This is a genomic window from Acidovorax sp. SRI_002, assembly GCF_057586455.1.
Map to the genome: position 1 here is coordinate 927,838 of NZ_JBYCZW010000001.1, position 26,847 is coordinate 954,684.

Sequence of the window (26,847 nt, forward strand, 5' to 3'; positions counted from 1 at the left end):
CCATACCAGCGCCTGGGCAAAACTTGACCGCGATCAACTCCGCGCGCAGGGGCTTGCCCCCTCTGTAGGCCCCCTTGCGGCAAAATCACGCCATGGCCGAACGTGTGATTCCTCTGGTGGACCAACGCATCGCCGCTCTGGCGGCGCGGGTGCCCACACACCCCGTGGCCCCCACCGGCCTGCTCACTGACACCCGGGGCCGCCCGCTGCGTGACCTGCGCATCAGCGTGACGGACCGCTGCAACTTCCGCTGCAACTACTGCATGCCCAAGGAAGTGTTCGACAAGGACTACCCCTACCTGCCCCATGGCGCGCTGCTGAGCTTTGAAGAGATCACGCGGCTGGCAAAGCTCTTCCTGGCGCATGGCGTGCGCAAGATCCGCCTGACCGGTGGCGAGCCCCTGCTGCGCAAGAACCTGGAAGCGCTGGTGGCGCAGCTGGCCCAGCTGCGCACGGTGGACGGGCTGGCGCCCGACCTCACGCTGACCACCAACGGATCGCTGCTGGCGCGCAAGGCCAAAGCGCTGAAAGACGCGGGCTTGAACCGCGTGACCGTGAGCCTCGACGGCCTGGACGACGCCGTGTTTCGCCGCATGAACGACGTGGACTTTCCGGTGGCCGACGTGCTGGCAGGCATCGAAGCGGCGCACGCCGCCGGGCTGTCGCACATCAAGGTCAACATGGTGGTCAAGCGCGGCACCAACGACCACGAAATTTTGCCCATGGCCCGCCACTTCAGGGGCACGGGCACCACGCTGCGTTTCATCGAATACATGGACGTGGGCGCCACCAACGGCTGGCGCATGGACGAAGTGCTGCCCTCGGCCGAGCTGATCGAGCGCCTGCGCGCCGAGCTGCCGCTGGTCCAGCTCGACCCGAGCAGCCCCGGCGAAACCGCCGAGCGCTGGGGCTATGCCAATGCCGCAGGCCAATATGACCCCGCCCTGGGCGAGGTGGGCGTGATCAGCAGCGTGACCCAGGCGTTTTGCCACGACTGCAACCGCGCGCGCCTGTCCACCGAAGGCAAGCTCTACCTGTGCCTGTTTGCCTCCGAGGGCTACGACCTGCGAACCCTGCTGCGCGGCGGCGCCAGCGACGAGGCGATTGCCTCGGCCATCGCGCCCATCTGGCAGCAGCGCACGGATCGTTATTCGGAGCTGCGCAGCAGCCTGCCGGCAGACAACACGCCAGGGGTGCGGCGTGTGGAAATGAGCTACATCGGCGGGTAAGCAAAGTGCCGACTTTTTAGGGCACCATCGGTGGCTTCGGTCCTCGCGTTGTCCTTACAGCCACCCATGTCCCTTCAACCCAAACACCGCGCACTGTTTCTGGCCAACGCCGCCGTCTTGGTCACCCACCAGATCGACGCCGCGTACTGGCACGAGTGGGAGCTGTTTCACATCCCCGGCGGCAACCAGGTCAACTTGCTGCTGAACCTGCCCATCATTGCGCTGGTGCTGTACGCGCAGTCGCAAGTGGCCCGTGGCGAGGGTTCAGCGGCCCTGATGTTCTACAAACTCATGCCTTGCCTCGGTGCCTTGACCGTGGTGATCCACGGGCTGTTTTTTGCCCTGGGACACGAGGCCTTTGTACAACCTGTGTCCCTGGGCCTGCTGGTCGGCACGGCTGTCCTTTCCTGCCTGCAGTTGACCGCGCTGCGCACCCGGCCGCTGCGGTAGCCCTCTATTTCACGCTCCATCGCGCGCACCATGACCAAGATTGACACCCAAGACATTACCGGCATCGTCCTTGCCGGCGGCCGCGGCTCCCGCATGGGCGGGGTCGACAAAGGCCTGCAAAACTTTCGGGGCCTGCCCCTGGCCCTGCACACCCTGATGCGACTGCAGATGCAGACCGGCGCCACCATGGTCAACGCCAATCGCAATCTGGCCGCCTACGAAGCCTTCGGCGCACCGGTGTGGCCCGACGTGCTGAGCGACTATGCCGGGCCGCTAGCGGGTTTTTTGACAGGACTGGAGCGTTGCGAAACGCCCTGGCTGCTGACAGTGCCCTGCGACACCCCGCTGTTCCCCCTGGACCTGGCCCAGCGCCTGGCGGCGGCGGCTGACGCCCAGGACGCCGACATCGCCATGGCCGCAGCGCCCGAGGACGATGGCACGGGCCGCACCACCGTGCGCACCCAGCCGGTGTTCTGCCTGCTGCGCGTGGACCTGCTCGAAAGCCTGGTCGCTTTCACCCAGGCCGGTGGCCGCAAGATTGACGCATGGACGGCACAGCACCGCTGCGCCATCGTGCCGTTTGACCAGCCCGGCGACGACCCCAAGGCCTTTTTCAACGCCAACACCCTAGCTGAGCTGCACGCGCTGGAAAGCGCGAGCGCACCGCAGGCCTGATCACGCACCGCTGCGATGAACGCGCACACGCCTGCGGCCGCCCGTGCAGTGTTGATCCGCCCGTTGGTCGCATCGGACGCTGTGGCCTACAAAGCCCTTCGCGACGAGGCTTTGCGCACCGCGCCGGATGCGTTCACGTCCGACTACGAATCCTCGGTGGGCCGCGATGCCAGCGAGTACGTGGCGCGTTTTGGCGCGCCGGAGTCGGGTCAGTTCTTCCTCGGTGCCTTCGATGCCGCAGGCCAGCTGGTCGGCTGCCTGGGCTGTGAGCGCGAGCAGCGCACCAAGCAGCGGCACCTCGCCACGCTGGTAGGCATGATGGTTGCGCCACAAGCCCAGCGCCAAGGCATCGGCCAGCAGCTGGTAGCCGCCTGTGTAGAGGCCGCCAGCCGCGTGCCCGGGCTGACCCAGCTGGTGCTGACGGTCACGGCCTCCAACACGCATGTCGTGCGCCTGTACGAGCAGGCCGGGTTCCGCGCCTGGGGCCTGCTGCCCCACGCCATCGTGGTGGACGGCGTGGGCTTTGACAAGCTGCACATGGTGCGCGTGCTGCACGACTGATTGAAAGTTACTGAGACCCATGAAAACCATTGCCCAGATTGCCGCCGAACTGCAAGGCTACGACCCGCAGGCCTTAAGCGCCGCCGATGTGAACACGTTTCTGGAACGGCTGGTCGAGCCTGTGAGCGCCACCGAAGACTTGCCCCTCTTCAGCGCCCTGGGCCGTGTGCTGGCGCAGGACGTGGTCTCGCCCATCAGCGTGCCACCACACGACAACTCGGCCATGGACGGCTATGCGTTTGCGGGCGACCAACTGGTCGCAGGCCAGCCTCTCACGCTGCGCGTGGTGGGCACGGCGCTGGCGGGCAAGGCCTGGGTGGGCACCGTGGCGGCGGGCGAGTGCGTCAAGATCATGACCGGCGCCATCATGCCCACGGGCCTCGATACCGTGGTGCCGCAGGAGTTCACCACAGCCGCCGCAGCTGACGGCCACATCACCATCGCGGCCGATGTGCTCAAGACCGGCGACAACCGCCGCTTCAAGGGCGAAGACCTGATGGAGGGTAGCGTGGCGCTGGCCAAGGGCACGCTGCTGGCGCCTGCTGCGCTGGGCCTGGTCGCCAGCCTGGGCCTGCCCACCGTCACGGTGTACCGCCGCCTGCGCGTGGCGTATTTCTCGACCGGCGACGAGATCCTGAGCCTCGGCGAGCCACCCCGCGAAGGCGCCGTGTACGACAGCAACCGCTACACCGTGTTCGGCCTGCTCACGCGGCTGGGCGTAGAGGTGATCGACCTGGGCGTGGTCCGCGACGAGCCGGAACTGTTGGAGGCCGCATTTCGCAACGCGGCGCAGCGCGCGGACGCCATCATCACCAGCGGCGGCGTGAGCGTGGGCGAGGCCGACCACACACGCACCATGATGAAGAAGCTGGGCGACGTGGCCTTCTGGCGCATTGCCATGCGGCCGGGCCGCCCTATGGCGGTGGGGCGCATTGCCACCACAAATAATCAAGCCAAATTGGCCTCCAGCGCTTACCCATCAAGCGCTAACAGCTATCAAAATGATACCAATCAACCCCACAGCGGTGCGGTGTTGTTCGGCTTGCCGGGCAACCCCGTGGCCGTGATGGTGACGTTTCTGGCCTTTGTGCGCCCCGCCCTGCTGCGCATGATGGGCAGCAACCACAGCACCCCACCGCTGCTGCGCGCCACCAGCACCGAAGCCATGCGCAAGAAGCCTGGCCGCACCGAGTACCAGCGCGGCACCATCACCACCGCCGCCGACGGCACCCTGCAGGTGCGCACCACGGGCAACCAGGGCTCGGGTGTGCTCAGCTCGATGGTGCAGGCCAACGGACTCATCGTGCTGCACCACGGCCAGGGCAACGTGGCCGTGGGCGACACGGTGGATGTGATGGTGTTTGACGGCGTTATTTGACCCCCTGAGTCGCTTTTCACCTTCCCCCCAGGGGGACGGCCTTCACTGCGGGGCGGCCCTTGCTAAGCATCTCTTACAGGAGCCGCGCCCGTGGCACCCCGCGCGGGCGAAGCACAGCACAATGGCTTTTTTCATTTGCACCCGTTTGGAAATCTTGCGCCTATGCCCTACACCGCCCAGCACCTTGCGCAACCCCCATCCCGTGACGAGGTGGACCGCCTGACAGGCGCCGCCGTTGTGGAATTTGGCACCCCCTGGTGCGGCCACTGCCAGCGCGCGCAGCCACTGATCGAACAAGCGCTGAAGGACCGGGCAGATGTAGCGCACATCAAGGTGGAAGATGGCCCCGGCCAGCGCCTGGGTCGCACGTTCGGCGTCAAGCTGTGGCCCACGATGGTGTTCTTGAAGGACGGCAAGGAGGTCGCTCGCCTGGTGCGGCCGCAGGGGCAGCAAGACGTTCTGGACGCCGTAAACACCGTCTCGGCACCTGCATGAGGCACGCGTTCGACTCCGAATAGAAAGAAGCCCCATCGGGGCTTCTTATTGGGTAGCAACGCTCCGCCGTTGGGGCTCCGCATGGCTACTTGGCCACGTAATCGTGCGGCGGGTGCAGCGGATGCTCAGGCTCCTCGGCAGCCACGGCCGTGTTCGCACCCGGCACTGCCTTGCGCGCAAACAGGGTGTACATGGTGGGCACCACAAAGATCGTGAGCAGCGTGCCCAGCGACATGCCTCCCACAATCACCCAGCCGATCTGCGTGCGCGTCTCGGCGCCCGCGCCTGAAGCCAGCGCGAGCGGGATGGCTCCAAGCACCATGGCGCCGGTGGTCATCAGGATGGGGCGCAGGCGCTGGGCCGAGGCCTTGACGAGCGCATCCACCATCTCCATGCCCTGCTCACGCAGCTGGTTGGTGAACTCCACGATCAAGATGCCGTGTTTGGTGATGAGCCCCACCAGCGTGATCAGCCCGATCTGCGAATACACGTTGAGCGAGCCGCCGCTCCACTTGAGCGCCAGCAGCGCACCAATCATCGACAGCGGCACCGAGACCATGATGACCAGCGGGTCGATGAAACTCTCGAACTGCGCGGCCAGCACCAGGAAGATAAAGACCAAAGCCAGTACGAAGACGATGCCCAGCGCCCCCTGCGAGCTCTTGAACTCGCGCGAGGTGCCATTGAGTTCGGTGGTGTAGCCGGGCTTGAGCACTTTCGCCGCCGTGGCGTCCATGAAGCTCAGCGCCTCGCCCAGCGAGTAGTCAGGCGACAGGTTGGCCGTGATGGTGGCCGAGCGGCGCTGACCAAAGTGGTTCAGCTCGCGCGGGCTCACGCTTTCGCGCACGTTGACCAGGCTGGACAGCGGGATCATGGCTTCGTTGCGGCCGCGCACGTAGATGGTGTCGATGTTCTCGGGCGTGGTGCGGCCCCTGGCCTCGGTCTGCACGATCACGTCGTATTGCTCCGCATCGCGCTTGTAGCGCGTCACTGTGCGCCCTCCCAGCATGGTTTCGATGGCCTTGGCCACCACGTCCACGCTCACGCCCAGGTCGGCGGCGCGTTCGCGGTTGACTTCGATGCGCAGCTCGGGCTTGTTCAGCCGCAGGTCCACGTCGGGGCCGACGATGCCGGGGTTCTGCGCGATCTCGGCCATGAAGGCGTTGGTGACGGCGTTGAGGTTTTCGTAGCTGTCCGAGGTCTGGATCACGTAGGTGAGCGGACGCGAGCGAAAGCCCTGACCCAGCGACGGCGGCGTGATGAGAAAGGCGTTGACGCCAGGCAAGCCCGACACCTTAGGCTGCAGTTCGCGCGCCAGCTCCAGCGTGGTGCGGTCACGCTTCTCCCAATCCACAGTGCGGTAGATCACGCTGCCCTGGGCCACGGTGGGGTTGCCGATGTTGGCGAAGATGCGGTCGAACTCGGGGTAGTCCTGGCCGATCTTTTCCAGCTCCAGTGCGTAGCGGTTGGTGTAGTCCAGCGTGGCGCCATCGGGGGCGGTGACGCTGGCCAGGATGGTGCCGCGGTCTTCCAGCGGCGACAGCTCTTGCCGCATGCTGGGGTACACCACCACCAGCGCCGCACCACTCACCGCCATCACCGCCAGCACGATCCAGCGGGCCTGGAAGATGGCGCCGCGCACGCCCCCGCGCTCGCTGCCCTTGGCCGACCAGCGGGCCGTCACCAGCCATCGCAAAAGGCGGCCATAAGCGTCTGACAGAGACGTGAGCCAGCGCTCCATCGAGCGGTCGAACCAGTTGGGCTTCGGGTTGTGCTTGAGCAGCAGCGAACACATCATGGGTGACAGCGTCAGCGCCACGAAGCCGGACACCACCACCGCGCCCGCCAAGGCCAATGCGAACTCCACAAACAACCGGCCCGTGCGGCCCGGGGTAAAGGCCAGCGGGGCATACACCGCCACCAGCGTCAGCGTCATGGCCACGATGGCAAAGCCGATTTCGCGCGCGCCCTTGATGGCGGCTGAGAACGGGTCCAGCCCTTCCTCGATGTGACGGTAGATGTTCTCCAGCATCACGATGGCATCGTCCACCACCAGGCCGATGGCCAGCACCAGCGCCAGCAGCGTGAGGGTGTTGATCGAAAAACCCGCCAGCGACATCAGCGCAAAACTGCCCACGAGGCTCACCGGGATGGTGATGATGGGAATGATGGACGCGCGGAAGGTGCGCAGAAACACGAAAATCACCAGGGCCACCAGCACCACGGCCTCGGCAATGGTGGTGTAGACGCTTTTGATGGACCGGTCGATGAACAGCGAGTTGTCGTTGGCAATGTCGATGCCGATGTCCGGTGGCAGGTCGGCCTTGAGCGTGGGCAGCATGGCGCGCACGCCCTGCGACAGCTCCAGCGGGTTCGCGGTGGCCTGGCGGATCACGCCCACGGAAATGGCTTCGCGCCCGTTCAGGCGCACGCGGCTGCGGTCGCTGGCGGCGCCCTCTTCCACCCGCGCGACGTCGCGGATACGGACCGGGAAGCCGTTCACGGTGCGGATCACCACCTCGGAAAACTGCGACGGCGTGGCCAGGTCGGTCTGCGAGGTGACGCTGAACTCGCGCTGCTGCGACTCGATGCGGCCTGCGGGCAGCTCCAGGTTGTTGCGGCGGATGGCGTCTTCCACGTCCTGCGTGGTCAGGCGGTAGCCCGCCAAACGCTCGGGGTCCAGCCACACGCGCATGGCGTATTTCCGCTCGCCGTAGATGGGCACATCGGCCACACCGGTCACCGTCTGCAGCCGCGGCTTGACGATGCGGTTGATAAGGTCGTTGATCTCCAGCGGCGTGCGTGTCTCGCTGCTGAAAGCCAGCCACATCACGGGCGAGGCATCGGCCTCCACCTTGGCGATCACGGGCTCATCCACAGCATCGGGCAGGCGGTTGCGCACCCGCGCGGTGCGGTCGCGCACCTCGGCGGCGGCGTTGTCGGCGTCTTTCTCCAACCGAAAGCGCACGCTGATCTGGCTTTGCTCGGCCCGGCTGATGGAGGTGATCACGTCCACCGCGTCAATGCCCGCAATGGAGTCTTCGAGCGGCTTGGTGACCTGGGATTCGATCACCTCGGCCGACGCGCCCGCATAACGCACGCTGACGGTGACCACGGGTTCGTCGATCTTGGGGTATTCGCGCACCGACAGGCGGGTGAAGCTCACGGCGCCGATCAGCAGCACCAGCAGCGAGAGCACGGTCGCAAAGACCGGTCGGCGTATCGATATTTCAGCGAGTTGCATGGCAGTCCTGGAACTTCATCGATCACGCAGGATGGCGTGGGCTGCCTTGTGGTGCGCGGCCGGGCGTGCCCGCAAGCTGGCAAGGATTAGGGCCGGGCAACGGCGCCACTACGGCATTGGCCGATGCTGCAGTGGCAGTGGCAGTGGCAGTGGCAGCGGTAGCAGCATTGGCAACGGGTGCGGCTGCCATCGGCTGCGCCGCTGCGCGGGGGCTGCTGGCGCTGCCAGCCCCAGTGGGCGCTGGTGCATCGGTCGGTGCCACGGCACCTGCAGCACGGTCTGCACCTGCCGCCCCGGCCGAGGCGGCTGCGCGCGCTGGTGATGGCGCGCCGCCATTGCTCTGCTTGCCTGGCTTGCCCAGTTCCACCACACGCACTGGGGTGCCATCCTTTTGGATGCGCTGCTGGCCTGCGGTCACCACCACATCTCCCATGGCCAGACCATCCACCACTTCCACAAACCCGGGGGTGCGCGCACCCAGCTTGACGGGTGTGCGCCGCGCCACGCGGCTGCCAGGCTCCTTGCCATCCACAATCTTGAACACATACGGGCTGCTGCCGTCGGGCACGATGGCTTCCTCGGGGATCACCCGGGCATCGCTGCGCTCTGAAAACACGGCCGTCACGCGCGCAAACATGCCGGGGCGCAGTTGCAAGCGCCGGTTGTCAATGCAGCCGCGCACCACCACCGAGCGGCCATCGGCGTCAATCTGGGGGTTGATGGCCTGCACCACGGCGCTGTAGCGCACGCCGGGCAAGGCGTCGAACGCCACCTGGGCGGTCTGGCCCGTGCGGACCTTGCTCTGCAAACGCTCGGGCAGGCGGAAGTCCACATACACCACATCCAGGTCTTCGACATTGACGATGTCGGCACCGTCCTTGAGGTAGTCGCCCACGTTCACCCCGCGAATACCAGCGATGCCGTCAAACGGCGCCACGATCTTCAGGCGCGAGGCCGTGGCCTGCGCCAAGGACAATTTGGCCCGCGCCACTTCGAGGTTGGCGGCACTTTCATCGACCGAACGCTGGCTGATGAAGCCCTGGGCTACCAGTTCCTGATTGCGCTTGTGGTTGGCCTGGGCGATGGAGAGCTCGGCCTGGCTCTGCTGCACCTGGGCGCGGGGCAACTGGTCGTCAAACTGCACCAACACCTGCCCGCGCCGCACGCGCTCGCCGTCGCGAAAGTTGAGCGCCGTGATGCGACCGCTCACCTCGGGGCGCAGCACCACGCTCTGGCGCGACCGCAGACTGCCCACGGCCTCGGCATCGTCGCGAAGGGCCATCTGCCGCACGGCCACGGCCTCTACCGCCACGGGGCGGCCTGTGCCCCCACCCTTGGCCGCCGCACCAGCCGGCGCGGCGCTACCCCTGCCGTCGGCAGGCGCCTCGCTGCGCACGGACTGGGCCGGTTTCTGAAGCCACCAGGCTGTGCCCGACGCGGCAGCGATGCCGATGACAGCGAAAACGATGTATTTGTTCTTGGACGCCATGGATCAATGAAGCGGGTGATGTGGGGAAGGCAGCCAAACAATGTATCAGTGCGTGTCTTGCGCTGCAGCAAACCTTGGCATACCCACAAGGGCAATTGCGGCAGATTTACGCAGGCTTTACATGCTGCAGAGACAAAAAAAGCCCCGGAGGGGGCTTCTGATGCCGTGGTGCACAGACGCTGCGCACCGATAGACGCCCACCGTCACCCACGCCCCAGGGCTTTTTCGACACCCCGGTTGGCCAGTGCATCGGCCCGCTCGTTGCCTGGATCGCCCGAATGCCCTTTCACCCAGCGCCATTCGATACGGTGGCCAGCCGTGCTCACCAGCGCGTCCAGCCGCTGCCACAGCTCCACGTTCTTGACCGGCTGCTTGGAGGCCGTGCGCCATCCCTTGGCCTTCCAGCCGTGAATCCACTCGGTGATGCCCTTGCGTACATATTCGCTGTCGAGGTACAGCGTCACGGCGCAGGGGCGCTTCAAGGCCGACAGCGCCTCGATCACGGCCATCAGCTCCATGCGGTTGTTGGTGGTGCCCAGCTCACCCCCAAAAAGCTCTTTTTCTGTCGATCCCGAACGCAACCATGCACCCCATCCCCCAGGGCCGGGGTTGCCCTTGCAGGCGCCATCTGTGTATATCTCTACCTGGTTCAAACTGTGTTCCTGTCTCTGTCGTCGCTGTCTGTGAATATGCGCGAGGTGCTGCCCGTTGCACCCGCCGGGCCTGCCCGGTTGGCAATGGGCACTGTGGAGGCGGCACGCTGTCGGCTGGACCGCCAGGCGGGCTCCAGCAAACGCATGCCGTGAACCCGCTTGACCGCCACTAGAAAATAGGCCGCGCCAAAAATAGGCCACCACCGCTCGCCCAACGGGTCCATGAAGCCAAAACGCTCCAGCCACTGGGTGCTGCGCACCGCCGGACGATAACAGCCAAACTGGGCCGACTCGACCTCAAAACTCAAAAGCCTGAGCCAGTCGCGCAAGCGCCGGTAGCCAATGAACTCGCCCACATCCGGCAGGTATAGAGTGCCCCCGCCCAGACGCTGGATCATGCGGGCACGCCACTGGCGCAGCCCCCACAGGCTGGTCGGGTTCAGCCCGCTGATGACCACCCGGCCCTCGGGCACGAGCACGCGCTCCACTTCACGCAGGGCGGCGTGGGGGTCAATGCTCAACTCCAGGGTATGGGGCAGCACCAGCAGATCCAGGCTCGCTGCCGCAAACGGCAAGGCCACGGGCTCTGTCAGCAGATCCACCGCGCGGCGCTGCAGGGGGGCATCGCCATTACCGGTCTCTAGAAAGGCGATGGAACCCCGCACCGCCTCCTGCCCCAGCGCCAGCCATTGGTGCGGCATGCGGTTGGTGCGAAGGCCATCCAGCAAGGGCATTCCAAGCTGCAGGCTGTGGTAGCCAAAGATATCGGCCACCGCGTCATCGAAGCGCGCCTGCTCCCACGCCAGCAGGTACCGGCCCGGCGGGGAATCGAACCAGTGGTGCAAACCTATAATTTGATCGCTCATGAACTTGCTGCCGCTGCCCGCCTTTACCGACAACTACATCTGGATGCTGCACGACGGCCGCCAGGCGATCGTTGTGGACCCGGGAGATTCCGCGCCTGTGCTGCAGGCCCTGCAGCACCTTGGCGTGCAGTTGAAGGCCATTCTAGTCACGCACCACCATGCCGATCATGTCGGCGGTGTGGATGCCGTGCGCAGCGCCACCGGCGCCGTGGTCTACGGCCCCGCACGCGAGAAAATCCCCGAGCCGCTGCACCGTCTGGCGCACGGTGATGCCGTGGAAACCATGGGACTTCGGTTCGAAGTCATTGATGTGCCCGGCCATACCGCTGGCCACATTGCCTACTACTGCCCCGACATCGACGGGGAGCCCCTGCTGTTCTGCGGCGACACGCTTTTTTCGGGCGGCTGCGGCCGGCTGTTTGAAGGCACGCCCGCCCAAATGCTGAACTCCCTGGACCAGCTGGCGGCGTTGCCCGGCAACACCCGCGTATGCTGCACCCACGAGTACACCCTCTCCAACCTGAAATTTGCGCGGGCCGTGGAACCCGGCAATGCGGCATTGCTCCACTACAGCAGCCAATGTGAAGCACTGCGGGCCCGCCACAAGCCCACACTGCCATCGCGCATGGCCCTGGAGCAAGACATCAACCCCTTCCTGCGCGTGCGACAGCCTGCAGTGGCCCAGGCGGCCCATGCCTACGACGCAAAGGTGAATCAAGACGATGCCGTGGCGGTACTGGCCGCACTGCGTCAATGGAAAAACGAGTTTCGATGAAAATTTTGCACATCGCCTGCCTGGCGTGCGCGCTCTGGCTCACGGGCTGCGCCACCACCGGGCCTTCGCAGGACAGCGCGGCTGACAGCGCACCCTCCACACCCACCGGTGCACCACCCCGGACCGCACACACCCCCGTCATCCCCAACGGCCCGCTCAGGCCCATCACCGCCGCGCAGGCCTCCAGCGGCGAGGTCGCATCGCTCTCGGCCCCCGCCGACCTGTGGGACCGCATCCGCCGAGGCTTTGCCATGCCAGACCTGCAGCACGAACTGGTGCAGGACCGCGAGCAGTGGTACGCCACGCGACCCGACTACATGCAGCGCATGACCGAGCGCTCCAGCAAGTACCTTTTCCATATCGTTGAAGAGCTGGAGCGACGCGGCATGCCCACCGAGCTGGCGCTGCTGCCCTACATCGAAAGCGCGTTCAACCCGCAGGCTGTGTCCAGCGCCAAGGCGGCCGGCATGTGGCAGTTCATGCCCGCCACCGGCAACTATTTCGACCTCAAGCAGAATGCCTTCCGCGACGACCGCCGCGATGTGCTCGCATCCACGCGCGCTGCACTCGACTACCTGCAAAAGCTCTACGGCATGTTTGGCGATTGGCACTTGGCCCTGGCCGCCTACAACTGGGGCGAAGGCAGCGTAGGCCGGGCCATTGCCCGCAACCAGAAGCAGGGACTGGGCACCAGCTACACCGACCTGAACATGCCGGCCGAAACCCGCATGTATGTGCCCAAGCTGCAGGCCGTGAAGAACATCGTAGCCAACCCCGAGGCCTTCCGCACCGAGCTGCCCCTCATCGAAAACCACCCCTATTTCCAGACGGTGGACATCACCCATGACATCGACGTTGCGCTGGTGGCCACGCTGGCAGGCATTCGCGAGGAAGATTTCCGCGCGCTGAACCCGTCGTTCAACAAGCCTGTCATTCTGGCTGCCGGTACGCCACAAATCCTGCTGCCCTGGGACAACGCCAAGGTGTTCCAGCGCAACCTTGAAGCGCGCCGCGAGGGCCAGTATGCAAGCTGGACCGTGTGGTCCGTGCCCTCCACCATGACGGTCTCCGAAGCCGCCCAGCGGGCAGGCATGAGCGAGAACGACCTGCGCAGCATCAACAACATTCCTCCCCGCATGCTGATCAAGGCAGGCTCGGCGTTGATGGTCCCGCGTTCATCCGCCATCCGGCAGGACGTCTCTTCGCACCTGGCAGACAACGGCCAGGTCGCTTTCTCGCCAGAGATCGTGACCCGCCGCACAACGGTGCGAGCCCGCAAGGGTGAAACCGTGGCCAGCATTGCCCGGCGCTACAAGCTCAGCGCTGCCAGCGTGGCCGACTGGAACGACGTGCGTGCCAGTGCGGCCTTCAAGCTGGGCGAGCAGGTGGTCGTGTACCTGCCCGTGCGACAGGCCACGCAGGCGCGTGGCACGGTGGCCCGCTCCGGATCTGATAAGCGCTCGGCTGCTGCGCCTGTACGCCGAGGGGGAACCCCCTCCAAGGTCAAGCGCCGCTAAAACGCCGTTGAAACGCCGCGGGCAACGCGCAAGAAGGCGTCACCACGCGCCTCAGAACTTCAGCGAATGCATGCCCAGCAGCCCCAGAATGCCCATGATGATGAGGTACAGCGCCACGATGGTGCTGAGCAGACGGGGCATGACGAGGATGAGAATGCCCGCGATCAAAGAGACAAGCGGGCCGATGCTGAGGGTAAAAGACATGGAGCAATCCTGGTGAGGTAGATGACTGGTAGGCCGAGGCTACGGCAAACCGAACGCCGACGAATGTAAGCCATCTTCCCGACCCGGATGCCGACGCATTGCGACAATGCGCGGCATCCACTGATCAATCTGGGTCCTGCACTGCCACCGCTCTCGCGCGGTTACCCCCAAAGTGGCCCAGCGGGTATCCGGTGCGCAATCTCAGACGTTGAATTTCTGCCGCGCCTTGCGCACGAAATCGTTGGTGTAGGTGCGTGCCTGCTCCACCTTGAAATCCGCCAACTCGGGGTGCACGCGCGAGAGCACGCGCAAGGCCGTGGCTGCGCCATCGTCGGGCATCATCCCGTGGGTCGAATAGGTCTCGCGCACCCGGCTGAAGGCCGCCAGGTACAGCCCCCGGTCTCCCATCAGGTAGCCCGGAGGCACCGCCTTGACAAGGTCTGCCGGGGCAGCGGTCTGCAGCCATTTGAGGGCATGCACGATGCCGTTGGCCAGTGCCTGGGCCTGGGCGGCATGTTTTTGCAGGAAGGGCTGCGGCGCATAAAGACAGCTGGCTGGCAGGGCGCCGCCAAACATCTCCTGCGCGGCCTTGAGTGAGCGCATGTCGCCGGCAATGCGTGTGTCTGCCTTTTGCTCCAGCAGCGTCATGATCGGGTCGGCATGGCACAGCGCATGCACCTGTCCGGAACGCAGCGCATTCATCGCGGCCATGCCAGATCCCACGCCCACAAACGCCACGTCACGCGGCCCCATGCCCGCTCGGGCCAGCACCACGCTGGCCGCCAGGTGCGTGGACGACCCCACCGATGACACGCCAATGCGCCGTCCCTGCAGATCCGCCAGATCCTTGTACGCAGGCAGCGAGCGTTGCGAAACCCCCAGCGCCAGTTGAGGCGCACGCCCCATCACTACCAGCGAGCGGTAGGACTGGCCACGCACCTGCTGCCGGATGGTGTGCTCGAAGGCTCCGGCACAGACATCGGCCCCACCCTCCTGCACCGCCTGCAGGGCCAGGGCGCCGGCCGAAAAATCGCGCACCGTCACGTCCAGACCTTCCGCCTTGAAGTAGCCCAGTTGGTCGGCCAGCGCCAGCGGCAGGTGGTAGAGCACGCCCTGTCCGCCCACGGCAATGGTGACGTTGCCCAACGCTGCTGCCCCCTCTGCCTGCGCCCGCACAATGGCAGGCGCAAACACCCCGGCCGCCGACAGGGCGGAGACGGCGCCAAAGGCGCGGCGGGTGAGCAAGGGGCGGGTCATGAAAATCCGTGAGAATCAGTGGAAGCAGCAATGCTGCATTGCAACAATCGTGCCCCAGAGCCCACAAACCCGCATCAGGGGGAATCCCTGCGGGTTTCTACGTACCAGGGTTGATAGAAACTGGAGCCCGACCGGCAGCCCCCGAAAGAGTGACGCCAGCCCTTCTTCAAAGGCCGGGCTGGCAAAGATCAGCGGTAGCCGACGAACAGGATGCCGATATTGACCAAAAACGCTGCGGCCCAGACCACACTGCGCACGGTGGGCATGTCGGACACGTACATCATGATGTAGAAGATGCGTAGCATGACGTACAGCAGCGCCAACATGTCCAGCAACGTCTGCCCCGCCCCGAGCAGGTGCGCGATGATCACGGCACCGATGAAGAACGGCAAGCCTTCGAAACTGTTGGCCTGCGCCGCATTGGCGCGGGCCCGCCAGTCGGTCTGCCGAGCCATCCAGGCGCGGGGGTCACGGTTGTCAAAGCCACCGTCCTTGCGCGACTTGCCGAAGCTGCCACTCTTGGCCAGCCAGGCGCAGCCCATGGGAAGCAGGGCTGCGATCAGCACGCACCAGTAGGCCACTGTGAACCGTGCGACATGCATGGTGGTATTCATTTTTAAGCCTTTTTTGGCTCTAGCGCTTGATACACAAGCGCTAGCAGCTATTAAATTGTGAGTATTCTAGCCGCCGCAGGCACAAGTTTCGCGAACAAACACCTAGCGACGATCCACCAGCGCATGCGCAATCGTGCCCAGGTCCACGTACTCCAGCTCGCTGCCCACGGGCACGCCGCGCGCCAGCCGCGTCACGTGCAGCCCCCGGCTCCTGAGCGCCTCGGTGATCACATGGGCCGTGGCCTCGCCTTCGGCATTGAAGTTGGTCGCCAAAATGACCTCTTGCACCGTGCCATCGGTGGCCCGGTCCATGAGCTTTTGCAGGCCTATTTCCTTGGGGCCAATGCCATCGAGGGGGCTCAGCCGTCCCATCAGCACAAAGTAAAGCCCCTTGAACGCCCCCGTGCGCTCCAGCGCCGACTGATCGGCCGGTGTCTCAACCACGCACAGCCGCGTCGCATCGCGCTCAGGGTCCAGACAGGTGCTGCAGACCTCCGCCTCGGTGAACGTGTGGCAGCGCGCGCAATGCTGCACGGTGCCCACCGCGTCGCCGAGCGCCCGCGACAAGGCCAGCGCCCCCTCCCGATCATGCTGCAGCAAATGAAACGCCATGCGCTGCGCAGACTTCACCCCCACCCCCGGCAAGCGGCGCAGCGCCTGGATCAGAACGTCGAGGGAGTTGGTGGTGGACATGGACAGACTAGAGGCGATGCGCGTGACGTTGTAGGGAGCGGCGGAGCCAGGCTTCGATAAGCTCAGCCCAAACGGATGTAGGGAAGAACAACAGGTGCTCGCCCTCTGCCTTCACACCCCACCCTCAAGGGCGTAGCGAGCGGGATGAGCTGCTAGGCGGACGGAGCACAGGAACCGGAACGTACTTCCTGTACGTGAGGATTCCGAGCACCGCCCAACGACGCAGATCGCCCGCTCGGTAGCCACCCCTCAGAAAGGGAATTTCATGCCGCCGGGGAGGCCTGGCATGCCTTGGGTGAGCTTGCCCATCTTCTCCGAAGAAGTCTCTTCCGCCTTGCGCACCGCAGCATTGAACGCCGCCGCCACCAGGTCTTCCAGCATGTCCTTGTCTTCGGCCAGCAGGCTCGGGTCGATGGTGATGCGCTTGACGTCGTGCTTGCACGTCATCACCACTTTCACCAGGCCCGCGCCCGATTCACCCTCCACCTCGATGAAGGCCAGCTCGTCCTGCGCCTTCTTGAGGTTGTCCTGCATCGCCTGGGCTTGCTTCATGAGGCCTGCAAGTTGTCCTTTGTTGAACATGGTGTGATTTCCTTTGCTTTCTTTCTGGTTGATCGATTCCCACGAAGGGACAGAGATTCGGTATCCGAGATGCACGGTATTGTGCTGTGCAATGTCAGCGGCCGTCGAAACTGGCACACGCCAATCCAGTGCACTCGTGGAGCTGGCTTTGCCAGGCCACCGAGTGCGTCCCCCTCCCGCGAAGCGAGAGAGGGGGAAGGCGCCGCAGGCGACTCAGGGGGCGCTTCATCTCACGCAGGCTTGATGCTGCCCGGCACGATTCTCGCGCCATAGTCGCGCACCAGCGACTGCACATAGGGGTCGTTGTTCACAATCTCCTCAGCACGGCGCTGGCGCTCGGCAGCGGCAGCGGCATTGCGGCGGGCGGGGCTGTCGATGACGTGGCCCACCTCCACACTGATCTGGGTGGCGTGGCCCGCAGCCTCCAGCGCGGCGCGCAGGCGCTCGCGTGCAGTAGGCTGGTTCAGCGACTCACGCTCCACACGCAGCAACCAGTGCCCCCCATCGCGCGCCACCAGTTGCGACTGCAGGGCCAGTTCGCGCACCAGGGCGGTAATCGATTCTGCCGCCACCATCTGCTGCACAGTGGCATGCCAGACATCGCCCTCCTCGGTGGGCGTGTAGCGCGCCGAGACAGGCGTGGGCGCAGAAAGCGGCAACGGTTGCAGACGCTCCCCTGGTTCGGGCGATTCACGCACCGGGATTGCTACATATTCAGGAGCGCCTTGCGCTTGCTGAGGTTGCGCTGGACGCTGATTTTTTCCAAATCTCTCGGGCGTACGCACCGGCAGTGCCGTGGCGGCGGAGTTTGCAGGTGATGCAGCACCCGGCTCTTCCGAGCCTGGCCAGGGTGGTGGCTCCGCAGAGTCCACGGATTCGCCGGGTTCTGCAGAAATCTCCGGGGGCAATGCTGGCGAAGCACCTGCTGCAGGCGCTGCGGGAGGCACCGCTGGTGGCACCTGAGGAGCAGGCGCGGGCGTCGGCGCCGTTCGCGCCACGGGGGCTGGCACCACCACGGCTGCCGCTGCGGGAGCGGCAGAAACCGCAGCTGGTGGGCTGGAAGACGCCGCTTCAGCCCGCGTCAGAGTTTTTTTTTCAGCCGATTCGCCAACGCCGCCAACACCGCTTACAGGCTTGAACGCCAGCAAGCGCAGGAGCACCATGGTCAGTGCCGCGTACTCATCGGGCGCCAGACCCAGTTCACCGCGCCCGTGCAGGCACAGGCTGTAGAGCAGCTGGGTTTCGTCAGCAGGCATCAGCGCGGCAAGACGGGCCGTTTCTGCGGCCTCGGGGTCGTCGGCATCCACGGCGCCTGCCATCTGGGGCACGGCCTGGAACACCGCCATGCGCTGCAGCACGGCGCTCATTTCTTCGAGCGTAGAGGCGGCCGACAGGCCATTGAGACGCAGCGTGTCCGAGGTTTCCACCACGGTCTTGCCGTCGCCCTCGGCCAACGCGCCGATGAGGCGGAACACGTAGGAGCGGTCCACCGCGCCCAGCATCTGGCGCACGGCGGCTTCCTGCAACTGGCCGCTGCCAAAAGCGATGGCCTGGTCGGTGAGCGACAGTGCATCGCGCATGGAGCCCCGCGCGGCGCGCGACAGCAGCCGCAGGGCCTGGGGCTCGGACGATACGTTTTCCGACGCCAGCACCTGCGTGAGGTGGCTCAGGACCGTCTCGGGCGCCATGGGCCGCAGGTTGAACTGCAGACAGCGGCTCAGCACCGTCACCGGCACCTTCTGCGGGTCGGTCGTGGCCAGCACGAACTTGAGGTATTCAGGAGGCTCTTCAAGCGTCTTGAGCATGGCGTTGAACGCCGTGTTCGTGAGCATGTGCACTTCGTCGATCATGAAGACCTTGAAGCGGCCCTGCACTGGCTTGTAGACCGCCTGCTCCAGCAGGCTCTGCACCTCATCCACACCCCGGTTCGATGCAGCATCCAACTCGGTGTAATCCGGGAAGCGACCACTGTCGATATCCGTACAGGCCGAGCACACGCCGCAGGGTGTGGCGGTGATGCCGCCCTGACCGTCGGGCCCCTGGCAGTTGAGCGATTTAGCCAGAATGCGCGACACCGTCGTCTTCCCCACACCCCGCGTGCCTGTGAACAGGTAGGCATGGTGCAGGCGCTGTGTGTTGAGCGCATTGGTGAGGGCCTGCACCACATGCTCCTGCCCCACCATTTCGGTGAAATTGCGGGGGCGGTACTTGCGGGCGAGCACGAGGTAGGACATTCGGCAGATTCTACGGGCTGTGCCGAGTGTCCTTCCAGCGCCCACGGCAGCGGGGCTGTTCAGAAAAGTGCATCCGCATCCGTCGTACAATCGACGGTGACGGGCCTCCTCGCATGGTGAAGCGGCCAACCGGGTCAGGTGGGGAACCAAGCAGCCCTAACTGTGGAGTCAGTGCCGGGGGTAAGGCTCGTCAACTTCTTTTTTTGCGCTGTCGCGCAGCCCCCTCTCAGCGGCGACATCCTTTGCGATGTGCTCTTGGCTGGCGAGGCCGGGCCCTTCGCCTCAGGCGCAACCCCCCTTTCGTTCAGCGTTCTCAAGCTCCGGCAGCTTGGCGCAGCCAGTGCAGCGCGCCCAACCCCGCCACGCGGCCACTGGCCAAGCTGGCCGTGAGCAGATAGCCCCCGGTGGGCGCCTCCCAATCGAGCATTTCGCCCGCGCAGAACACGCCCGGTAAGGCATGGGCCATGAGGTGCGTGTCCAGCGCCTCAAAAGCCACACCACCGGCGGTGCTGATGGCTTCGTCGATGGGCCGTGTGGCCACGACCGTGATGGGCAGTGCCTTGATGGCGTGTGCCAGAGCCACCGGGTCGTTCATGCCGTCCTTGCCCAGGTGTTCATACAGGATGCCCGCCTTGATGCCATCGAGCCCCAGACGGCTCTTGAGGTGGCTGGACAATGAACGTGATCCGCGTGGATGGCGCACTTCCACCAGCACGCGTTCCGGCGTGTGGTCGGGCAGCAAATCCAGATGAAAAGTGGCATGGCCGTGGGCCTCGATCTCATCGCGCAGCAGGTGCGACGCGGCGTAGACCAGGCTGCCCTCGACGCCTGTCGCTGTGGCCACGAATTCACCCCTGCGGCTGAACGTGCGGCCCTGGCTGTCGGTGAAAGCCAGCGCCACCGTCTTGAAGGGCTGGCCTGCAAAACGCTCGACAAAATGGGGCGTCCAGCCCACAGCGGGAACGGGGGTGCGGCCGATCAGCTCCTGCAAGAACGCGCGGCGCGTCTCACCCGCCGGCGCATCGGCGCGAAGCACGTCAAAACCACAGTTGGAGGGCCGCAGCGGCGCCACGGCCACACCGCGCTGCGCCAGCAGCGGCACCCAGGCACCATCCGACCCCAGGCGTGCCCAGCTGCCGCCGCCCAGCGCCAACACCACCGACTTGGCGGCCACTGGCACCTCGCCCGCAGGGGCTGCAAAACGCAGGGCACCGTCGTCCGACCAGCCCAGCCAGCGGTGTCGCATGTGGAACACCACGCCCTGCCCGCGCAGGCGCTGCAACCAGGCGCGCAGCAAGGGCGCGGCCTTCATGTCGGCGGGGAACACGCGGCCGGAGGTGCCCACGAAGGTCTCTACACCCAGGCCTTGCGCCCAGGCCCGGACCTCGGGCCCGCCAAATTCCTGCAGCAAAGGTTCGAGCTGAGGCTGGCGCTCTGCATAGCGGCTGACAAACGGAGCATGGGGCTCGGAATGTGTGAGGTTGAGCCCGCCCTTGCCCGCCAGCAGAAATTTGCGCCCCACCGAAGGCATGGCGTCAAACAGATGAACGACCACCCCAGCCTGGGCCAGCACCTCGGCCGCCATCAGGCCCGCCGGGCCACCGCCGATGATGGCCACATCGCACGGCAAACTCCCCTCAGGCAGGGCAGGTGCGACGGGTGAATCGGAAGGAGAAAGGGTGTGAGACACGGGAGAACCTTGCTAAAAGTGGGGGCGTTGCGCGGGTTGGAAGCCCTGGGTGCGGGTCAAAACAAAGAGCCTTGCGCAGAATCTGCAGGCCCCGGCGCGGGGCGTGGACGCTCGGGCTTTGCCGGAGCATCCGGCGCAGCGGGGGCGAGAGTATGCCCGACGGCGGCAGGGGTAGGCCCGCCCCCTGCCCGCACCAAACGCCCATCGCCTGTGAGGAAGGCCGCGTGCACGGCCTCGCCCGGCATCAGGGCCTGCACGGCTTCTTGGTAGCGCTGCAGTTGCGTCACCAGCGCTTGCTGGCGCTGAGGCTGGGCGGCGCTTTTGTAGTCGAGCACCCACCAGCCTGCCACGGCATCATCTGCAGACAGGGCACGGCGCAGCACCAGCCGATCGATGCGCAGGCTTTGGCCCTGGTAGTGCAGCGGGGCCTCGTTGATGGCGGTCTGCACCTGCTCCGGGTCCCACGCCCAGGCGCCCTCGCCCGCCAGAATGCCCTGTGCCATGCGGGCTGCCAACTCAGCCGCTGCAGGGGCAATGTCGTGGTCGCTGGCCAGCCTTGCAATTCGCGCAGCAGGCCAGCCTTGGGTGCGCAGGTCGGCCAGCGGGGCACCGGCCACACCGGCCTGCTCCAGCAGCTGGTGCATGGCGTCGCCCTGACGTGACAGGGGGGTGGACTCGGCGTCGCCAGGCATGGCCACGGGCGTAGCACTGGTGGGATCGGCGGCTGCAGCACCCGGTTTGGTGCGGGCGCTTTGCAGGGCTGCGGGCAGGGGGGGCAGCGCGGCGATGGTGAAGGTGTCGGGGGTCGCCCCGGCTCCACCGGAAGGCGCCGGGGCCGTGCCCGCGTCCACCTCGATCACCAGTGGTGCCAGCCGGTTCCACCAGCTGCCCGGCGCCGAATTGCCGGGTTGCACGGAGGATAGCGCCAGGCAGTGTTTGGCGCGCGTCATCGCCACGTAGAGCATGTTCAACTCCTCGCGGCTGCGGGCCTGCTGCTCGGCGGCTAGCGCGGCTTGTGCGCTGGGCGGCGGGTTCGATTCGCTGGCCAGAAAAACGAAAGCCGAGGGCACGGCCTGCTCGCCAGGCCAGTCCACCAGCACGCCCATGGTCTCGGCCTTTTGCGGGCGGGTGTCGGTGTCGAGCAGCAGCACGCAGTCGGCCTCCAGCCCCTTGGCGCCGTGCACCGTCAGCAGGCGAACGGCCTGCGCATCGGCCCGGCCGGGGGCGCGCACGCCGCCCTTCTTCATGGCCCGCACAAACGCATAGGGCGTGAGGTAGCGGCCGCCGTCGTGCTGCAGCGATGCCGCCAGCAGCGCGCGCAGGTTGGCCTGCACTGCCTGGCGCTGGGTGACCGGGGCAGCAGCGGCGAAGCGGGCCAGCACGTCGCCGTGCTCGTAGATGGCATGCAGCGCATCGTGCGGAGGCAGGCCACTCACCCAGTCTTGGTATTGAATCAAAACAGGCCCCAGCGCTTTCAAATCAAGCGCAAGAAGCTCACTTTTTAATAGCAAATCAAACCAACTGCAACCCGCATGTTCCGGCTGGCGGCGCAGCACGGCCAAGGCCACCAGGGCGTCGTCGCCCAGGCTGAAAAGGGGCGACTTGAGCGCGCGGGCCAGCGACAGGTCGTGGGTGGGCGAGACCAGTACATCCAGCAGCGCCACCATGTCCTGCACCTCGGGTGCGTCGAACAGGTCGGCCTTTTCGGGCTGCACGCAGGGCAGGTGCAAGGCGCGCAGAGCGTCTTGCATGCTGGCGAGGCGGTCGCGCTTGCGGGCCAGCACCAGCACCTCTTTGGGCGGGGTACCGCAGGCAATCTGCGCAGCCACCCAGGCGGCGGCCTGGGTGCATTCGCGCATGCGCTGGGTTTCTTCGGCCTCGTGGCGGGGTTCGGTCAGGCTGTCGCGCCAGGCCAGGGGGTCGCGGCCTGCGCCTTGGCTGTCGTCGTCCGCGTCGGTGATGGCGGGCAGGCGCAGCAACTGGCCGGGGTGCTTGGATTCGGTGGTGTGATCGCGGAAACCGCTGGTCTCTTGCTGCGCCTGGGCCTGGCCCATGACGGCGTTGACCGCGGCAATCACGCCCTGTGCGTTGCGGCGCGTGTGATCGCAGCTGAGCAGGTCGCCGCGCAGCCCATCGCGCACAAACGCCTGCGCAGCGATGAACACCTGTGGTTCGGCGCGGCGAAAGCGGTAGATGCTCTGCTTGGGGTCGCCCACGATGAACACGCTGGGCGCGGCCGAACCACCGCCCGAGCCCGCATAGCCGGACAGCCACGCGTGCAGCGCCTGCCACTGCAGCGGGTTGGTGTCCTGGAACTCATCGACCAGCAAGTGGCGGATGCGCGCGTCCAGCCGCTCCTGCACCCAGCCACTGAGCACCGGGTCGGCCAGCATGACCAGGGCCGTGCGCTCCACATCGTTCATGTCCACCCAGCCGTGCTGCTGCTTGACGGCCACAAACTGCGCAATCAGGCAACGCGCCAGCCGGGCCATGCGCTGCTGGTGCTGCCAGGCGTCGTGCTGGCGGCGGGCGGTGAGCAGGCGCTGCAACTCGGGCTCGGCCTCCTGCGCGGCGGGGAACTTCTCCAGGTTCTTGGAGAGGCGGTCTTCCTTGGCCACAAACATCGCTTTGCGCAGCATGTCCAGGCGCTGGTTCAGGTCGGTGCAGGCCAGCGCCTCGATGATGGCGTCCGCCGCCTTCTGCGGGGTCTTGTTGGCCTCTGCGCCCAGGGCGCTGGCGCGGCTGCGCCAGCGTTGCAACGCGGCTTCGGTCTGCAGGGCCTCGGCGGGCTCGGCCAAGGCGGCCAGATCGGGGTACGCGAGCTGGAAGGGTGGCACCGACGCATCCACCACGCCTGCCTCGTCGGCCAGATCAAACTCCACCCGCTTGGCCAGCGCTGCCGCTAGGGCCTTGTGGGTTTGCGAGCGGCCGTGGCGGGCCACCACGGCTTCATAGTCGGCACGCAGGCTGGCGCTTTCGGCCACGGTCTGCAAGAACGGGGGCCAGACCTCGCGCACGGCCTCGGCATCGTCTTCGAGCAGCTCAAAGTGCGCGGGCAGGCCCTGTTGCTGCAGCAGCGCCAGCGGGGCTGTGCCCAGCAGCGCGGCAAACCAGCTGTGGAAAGTGCGGATTTGCACCGGGCGGCCCGCTTCGAGCAGCTGGCGGTATAGATTTTGTAGCGCCTCGCGCTTGTCCAGTGCGCCTTGGGGGCTGATTCCGCGTGCAATCAGCTCGGCCGTAAGCTCTTCCAGCGGCTTGTGGCTGAACTGCTCCAACCATTCTTGCAGGCGCTGGCGCATTTCGCCCGCCGCCTTTTTGGTGAAGGTGATGGCCAGGATCTCGTGCGGCGCGCAGCCGTCGAGCAGCGCTCGCAGCATGCGCGAGACCAGCATCCAGGTCTTGCCCGCCCCCGCGCAGGCCTCCACCGCCACGCTGCGTGCGGGGTCGCAGGCAATGGCATAGAAGGCCTCGCGCGAGACGGGGCGGCCGTTGTGTTCGTAGGCGGCCTGGGTGGGTTGTGGAATGCTGACGGTCATGGCGTCTCTTGCGCGGGCAACGCCTGTTCAGCGTCCGCCCAGTAGTCTTTCCGGCACAGGCCGCGCACGGCGCAGAACTCGCACACCGAGCCCTCGCCCAGCGCGGGCAGCGGCGCACCGGCGGCGATGCGGACCATGTCGTGCTGAATGCCTTCGATCAGCACATCGCGCAGGTGCACCACTTCGTCCTGTTCGTGCATTTGCGTCTCGCCGCGCTCGCCCACGTTGACGTAGGCAGCGCGCAGGGTGTCGTGGCTCAGCAGGGCGGCGTAGAAGGCCAGTTGCGTGTCCTCCGCTCCGCTCTTGATGCGCTGGCGGGTCACGCTGTCGCTTTCGGTTTTGTAGTCAATCACCAGCACCGTGGGCTCGCCGGTAGACGAGACACCATCGATGCGGTCGAGGGTGCCGACCAGCTCCAGATCGCCCAGCGGCTGGCGCGCCTTGACCTCGGCCTGGCGGAAGGTGGCGCCCTGCTGCTCGTGCCCTGCCAGCCATTGCAGGTAGCCGTCGCGCAGTTGCGCCCAGCCTGCGGCAAAGGGTAGAAAGTCTCCGTCTTGCAACCGCTGTTCGCGGGTGACAGCCTCGGCGGCGGCGTCCATGCGGGTGCGGCGCTCGGCCGGGTGGTCGGTGGGCTCAGCCAGCAACGCCTCGTGAAAGTGTTGCAGCACGGCGTGCAGCCAGTTGCCAAAGTCGCGCTTGTCCACTTCGGCATCCAGTTCCTCGGCCTCGCGCAGACCCAGCTCGCGCTGTGCAAAGAAGCGGTACGGACAATGGCGCAGGTCGGAATACGCGGTGGACGACAGGTGCGCCACCGGCAACGCCTGGCCCACGGGCTGGGGACGCAGTGTGGGGGTGGCGGCCACTGCACGGGCCGCACGGTCGTCCGTGCCGGGTGTAGCGGCGCCATCCAGTTGCAGGGCCAGCACCAGGGCGCTGGCCAGCAGGGGCTCGCCGCCCTCATCGCCGGTGCGCCACAGCACGTCCACCACGGGTATGCGCAGGGCGTGGGCCCAGGCGGCCCGCTGGGCGGCCTCCAGCGACTGGCGTGTGGGCAGGCCCCAGGCCTCGCGCTGGGCCTGCGACCAGTCGCCCGCAGGCTCCGGTGCGGCTTGCAGACGCTTTTCATCGCAGCCCGGCAGCACCGCGGCGGCAAAGGGACGGGCCAGCAGTTGCGGCAGGGGCACCACCACCACGGGCGCATCGGCGGCCTGCGCGGCCACGTAGCGCCCGGCTTCGAGCACGTCCTTGGCCCATCGGGTGAATTCGGCCAGCGTCATGCGCCGGCCCGCGCTGTCACCCCAGGCGTCCGGCTCGGCCTGCTGGCCGTCTTGCAGGCGAAGGGCAACCAGCACACGCATGCCGGCCGGGTCGGCCGAGAGTCCTTGCCACTGGCCCGCCTGCTCCAGCACGGCGCGCAGGGCGGGCAGCCACTGCGCCAGCGGGCGAGCGGTGCGCAGGGTGTCGCGCCAGACCTCCACGGTGGCCACGGTGCGGGCCAGGTGGGGCTGCGCACTCAGATCCCGCGCGGTGGCGGCGCTCCAGTGCTGCACCACGCCCTTGCGCAGCCATTGCTCCAGCCGATTCACCTCGCCCGGCATCAGCGCAGGGGTGTGCTTGATCCAGTCCAGCACCTCGTTGGATGATGCGTTCCACGCCGCAGCCTTCAGCGTGGCCATGACCCGCGAAGCGGCGCGTGTGGTCGAGAGAATCCAGCCACTTTCATCGCGCACCAGCACGCCGCTGCTGTCCAGGTGAGCGAGCACGCGGCGGATCAGTGCGCGGTCGGTGGCGGCCAGCGCGACGGGCACCCGGCCATCTCGCACATGGGCCAGCACGCAGGCTGCGGCGCGGTGGGCTTCGTCTTCGGCATCGGTGGCGGCATGCAGAGAGCGTTTTGGCGGCGCGGGAGCTTCATCGACCAATGCTGGCAGCGCAACACAAGCCCCCTGCTCGCCCCAATGGGCCAGCAGGGCCTGGGGGAGCGCGTCGGACTGAAAGCCTTCGAGCACCACCAGCGCATCCACCGCCGCACGCACACCGGGCTCAAACAGTACATCGGTGGCGTGGCGTGAGGCCAGCACCCATTCCAGCGCCAGGCGCGCCACCAGGGCCTCGTAATGCAGGCTGCTGCCTTCATCGGCGGTGGCCAGCAGTTTGCGGGCCTCGTCGCCCCAGGCGGCGCGCTGCGCGGGGGGCACAGCGGCCACGGCGGGTGCCAGTTGTGCGGCGGCTTCTTGCAGGGGCGTGGCCAGCATCTCGCGCTGGGCGCCCTGCCCCACACGGTCGAGCAAGGCGCGGGCCGTGAGGGTGTCACGCGCCACGTCGCCCGCAAAGTCGTCAGCCGAAGGCTCAAACACCTGCAACTGGCGGGCCCAGTTGCGGGTGGTTTCAAAGCGCGGCGCAAAGCCTTGCGGAAACTGCAGCGCCCAATGGCGCTGGGCCCAGGGCATGAGCTGGGCGTAAGGCACCAGCACCACGGTGCGCGCCAAATGGGCGCCATGGGCCTGGGCATGTGCGGCCACCTGGGCCAGAGCACGTTGCCACAAGGCGGTGCTGGCGACAGCAAACCCACTGGTTTGATCGCTTTTCGCTATGACTGTCATAGCGTCGCAAGGCCCGGCCACACCGGTGAACGTGGGATTGGTTTCTGTCACAATGCCCAGACTTTAAACGTACACCGGTCACAACCCGCTCAAAATCAAGGA

21 protein-coding genes and 1 other RNA gene are annotated in these 26,847 nt (G+C 66.4%); 9 read left to right on the top strand and 13 right to left on the bottom strand.

Annotated elements, in window-relative coordinates; all coding sequences use genetic code 11:
* Positions 1–92 precede the first annotated feature (92 nt).
* From moaA to AC2YJX_RS04210, 6 genes are all read left to right on the top strand, one after another.
* Entirely contained in the window at positions 93–1,229 is a 1,137-nt protein-coding gene (gene moaA, locus AC2YJX_RS04185) for a GTP 3',8-cyclase MoaA (RefSeq protein WP_487255341.1), read from the top strand.
* 66 nt (positions 1,230–1,295) lie between these two features.
* Positions 1,296–1,679: a DUF6713 family protein gene (locus tag AC2YJX_RS04190; protein ID WP_121506000.1), complete on the top strand. Its 384-nt coding sequence runs from the start codon at positions 1,296–1,298 to the stop codon at positions 1,677–1,679.
* A 30-nt stretch (positions 1,680–1,709) separates the two neighbouring features.
* On the top strand, positions 1,710–2,354 hold the full coding sequence (mobA, locus tag AC2YJX_RS04195) for a molybdenum cofactor guanylyltransferase MobA (protein ID WP_121505999.1): 645 nt from the start codon (positions 1,710–1,712) through the stop codon (positions 2,352–2,354).
* A gap of 15 nt (positions 2,355–2,369) precedes the next feature.
* Entirely contained in the window at positions 2,370–2,915 is a 546-nt protein-coding gene (locus tag AC2YJX_RS04200; RefSeq protein WP_487255342.1) for an N-acetyltransferase family protein, read from the top strand.
* A gap of 19 nt (positions 2,916–2,934) precedes the next feature.
* On the top strand, positions 2,935–4,293 hold the full coding sequence (gene moeA / locus AC2YJX_RS04205; RefSeq protein ID WP_487255343.1) for a molybdopterin molybdotransferase MoeA: 1,359 nt from the start codon (positions 2,935–2,937) through the stop codon (positions 4,291–4,293).
* Positions 4,294–4,455: 162 nt separating this feature from the next.
* Complete coding sequence (locus AC2YJX_RS04210; RefSeq protein ID WP_487255344.1) at positions 4,456–4,788, top strand: thioredoxin family protein; 333 nt, start codon at positions 4,456–4,458, stop codon at positions 4,786–4,788.
* Between the two features lie 85 nt (positions 4,789–4,873).
* Here the strand turns inward: AC2YJX_RS04210 and AC2YJX_RS04215 are convergent, their stop codons facing one another.
* From AC2YJX_RS04215 to AC2YJX_RS04230, 4 genes are all read right to left on the bottom strand, one after another.
* Entirely contained in the window at positions 4,874–8,032 is a 3,159-nt protein-coding gene (locus AC2YJX_RS04215) for an efflux RND transporter permease subunit (protein WP_121505995.1), read from the bottom strand.
* A gap of 22 nt (positions 8,033–8,054) precedes the next feature.
* Entirely contained in the window at positions 8,055–9,521 is a 1,467-nt protein-coding gene (locus tag AC2YJX_RS04220) for an efflux RND transporter periplasmic adaptor subunit (protein WP_487255345.1), read from the bottom strand.
* Between the two features lie 203 nt (positions 9,522–9,724).
* Positions 9,725–10,174 (bottom strand): ribonuclease HI, encoded by a 450-nt coding sequence (gene rnhA / locus AC2YJX_RS04225; RefSeq protein WP_055398194.1) that lies wholly within the window; start codon positions 10,172–10,174, stop codon positions 9,725–9,727.
* The gene (locus tag AC2YJX_RS04230; protein WP_487255346.1) at positions 10,171–11,040 is read right to left on the bottom strand and encodes a class I SAM-dependent methyltransferase; all 870 of its coding nucleotides are present in this window, start codon (positions 11,038–11,040) and stop codon (positions 10,171–10,173) included. Before AC2YJX_RS04230 ends, rnhA begins: the two co-directional genes overlap by 4 nt.
* Here AC2YJX_RS04230 and gloB point away from each other — a divergent pair.
* Positions 11,039–11,815 (top strand): hydroxyacylglutathione hydrolase, encoded by a 777-nt coding sequence (gene gloB, locus AC2YJX_RS04235; protein WP_487255347.1) that lies wholly within the window; start codon positions 11,039–11,041, stop codon positions 11,813–11,815. The genes AC2YJX_RS04230 and gloB overlap by 2 nt on opposite strands.
* The gene (locus AC2YJX_RS04240) at positions 11,812–13,332 is read left to right on the top strand and encodes a transglycosylase SLT domain-containing protein (protein WP_431149618.1); all 1,521 of its coding nucleotides are present in this window, start codon (positions 11,812–11,814) and stop codon (positions 13,330–13,332) included. The genes gloB and AC2YJX_RS04240 overlap by 4 nt, the downstream gene beginning before the upstream one ends.
* A gap of 51 nt (positions 13,333–13,383) precedes the next feature.
* Here the strand turns inward: AC2YJX_RS04240 and AC2YJX_RS04245 are convergent, their stop codons facing one another.
* The 6 genes from AC2YJX_RS04245 to dnaX form a co-directional block, all read right to left on the bottom strand.
* Entirely contained in the window at positions 13,384–13,536 is a 153-nt protein-coding gene (locus AC2YJX_RS04245; RefSeq protein WP_082437438.1) for a DUF3096 domain-containing protein, read from the bottom strand.
* A gap of 201 nt (positions 13,537–13,737) precedes the next feature.
* Positions 13,738–14,793, bottom strand: coding sequence for an ABC transporter substrate-binding protein (locus AC2YJX_RS04250; protein ID WP_487255348.1), 1,056 nt, complete (start codon positions 14,791–14,793; stop codon positions 13,738–13,740).
* 188 nt (positions 14,794–14,981) lie between these two features.
* Positions 14,982–15,407, bottom strand: a complete 426-nt coding sequence (locus AC2YJX_RS04255) for an MAPEG family protein (RefSeq protein ID WP_121420522.1) — start codon at positions 15,405–15,407, stop codon at positions 14,982–14,984.
* 102 nt (positions 15,408–15,509) lie between these two features.
* Entirely contained in the window at positions 15,510–16,100 is a 591-nt protein-coding gene (recR, locus tag AC2YJX_RS04260; RefSeq protein ID WP_487255349.1) for a recombination mediator RecR, read from the bottom strand.
* Positions 16,101–16,349: 249 nt separating this feature from the next.
* Positions 16,350–16,682 carry a YbaB/EbfC family nucleoid-associated protein gene (locus AC2YJX_RS04265; RefSeq protein ID WP_055398201.1) on the bottom strand — a complete coding sequence of 111 codons (333 nt, stop codon included), beginning with the start codon at positions 16,680–16,682 and terminating at the stop codon, positions 16,350–16,352.
* A 230-nt stretch (positions 16,683–16,912) separates the two neighbouring features.
* Positions 16,913–18,916, bottom strand: coding sequence for a DNA polymerase III subunit gamma/tau (gene dnaX, locus AC2YJX_RS04270; protein ID WP_487255350.1), 2,004 nt, complete (start codon positions 18,914–18,916; stop codon positions 16,913–16,915).
* Positions 18,917–19,014: 98 nt separating this feature from the next.
* On the opposite strand from dnaX, the gene ffs reads away from it, so the two are divergent.
* Positions 19,015–19,111: signal recognition particle sRNA small type (gene ffs, locus AC2YJX_RS04275), an RNA gene on the top strand.
* Between the two features lie 118 nt (positions 19,112–19,229).
* Here the strand turns inward: ffs and AC2YJX_RS04280 are convergent.
* The 3 genes from AC2YJX_RS04280 to AC2YJX_RS04290 form a co-directional block, all read right to left on the bottom strand.
* Positions 19,230–20,561 carry a TIGR03862 family flavoprotein gene (locus AC2YJX_RS04280; protein ID WP_487255421.1) on the bottom strand — a complete coding sequence of 444 codons (1,332 nt, stop codon included), beginning with the start codon at positions 20,559–20,561 and terminating at the stop codon, positions 19,230–19,232.
* A 101-nt stretch (positions 20,562–20,662) separates the two neighbouring features.
* Positions 20,663–24,142 (bottom strand): UvrD-helicase domain-containing protein, encoded by a 3,480-nt coding sequence (locus AC2YJX_RS04285; RefSeq protein WP_487255351.1) that lies wholly within the window; start codon positions 24,140–24,142, stop codon positions 20,663–20,665.
* Complete coding sequence (locus AC2YJX_RS04290; protein WP_487255352.1) at positions 24,139–26,745, bottom strand: PD-(D/E)XK nuclease family protein; 2,607 nt, start codon at positions 26,743–26,745, stop codon at positions 24,139–24,141. Before AC2YJX_RS04290 ends, AC2YJX_RS04285 begins: the two co-directional genes overlap by 4 nt.
* Positions 26,746–26,847: the final 102 nt, after the last annotated feature.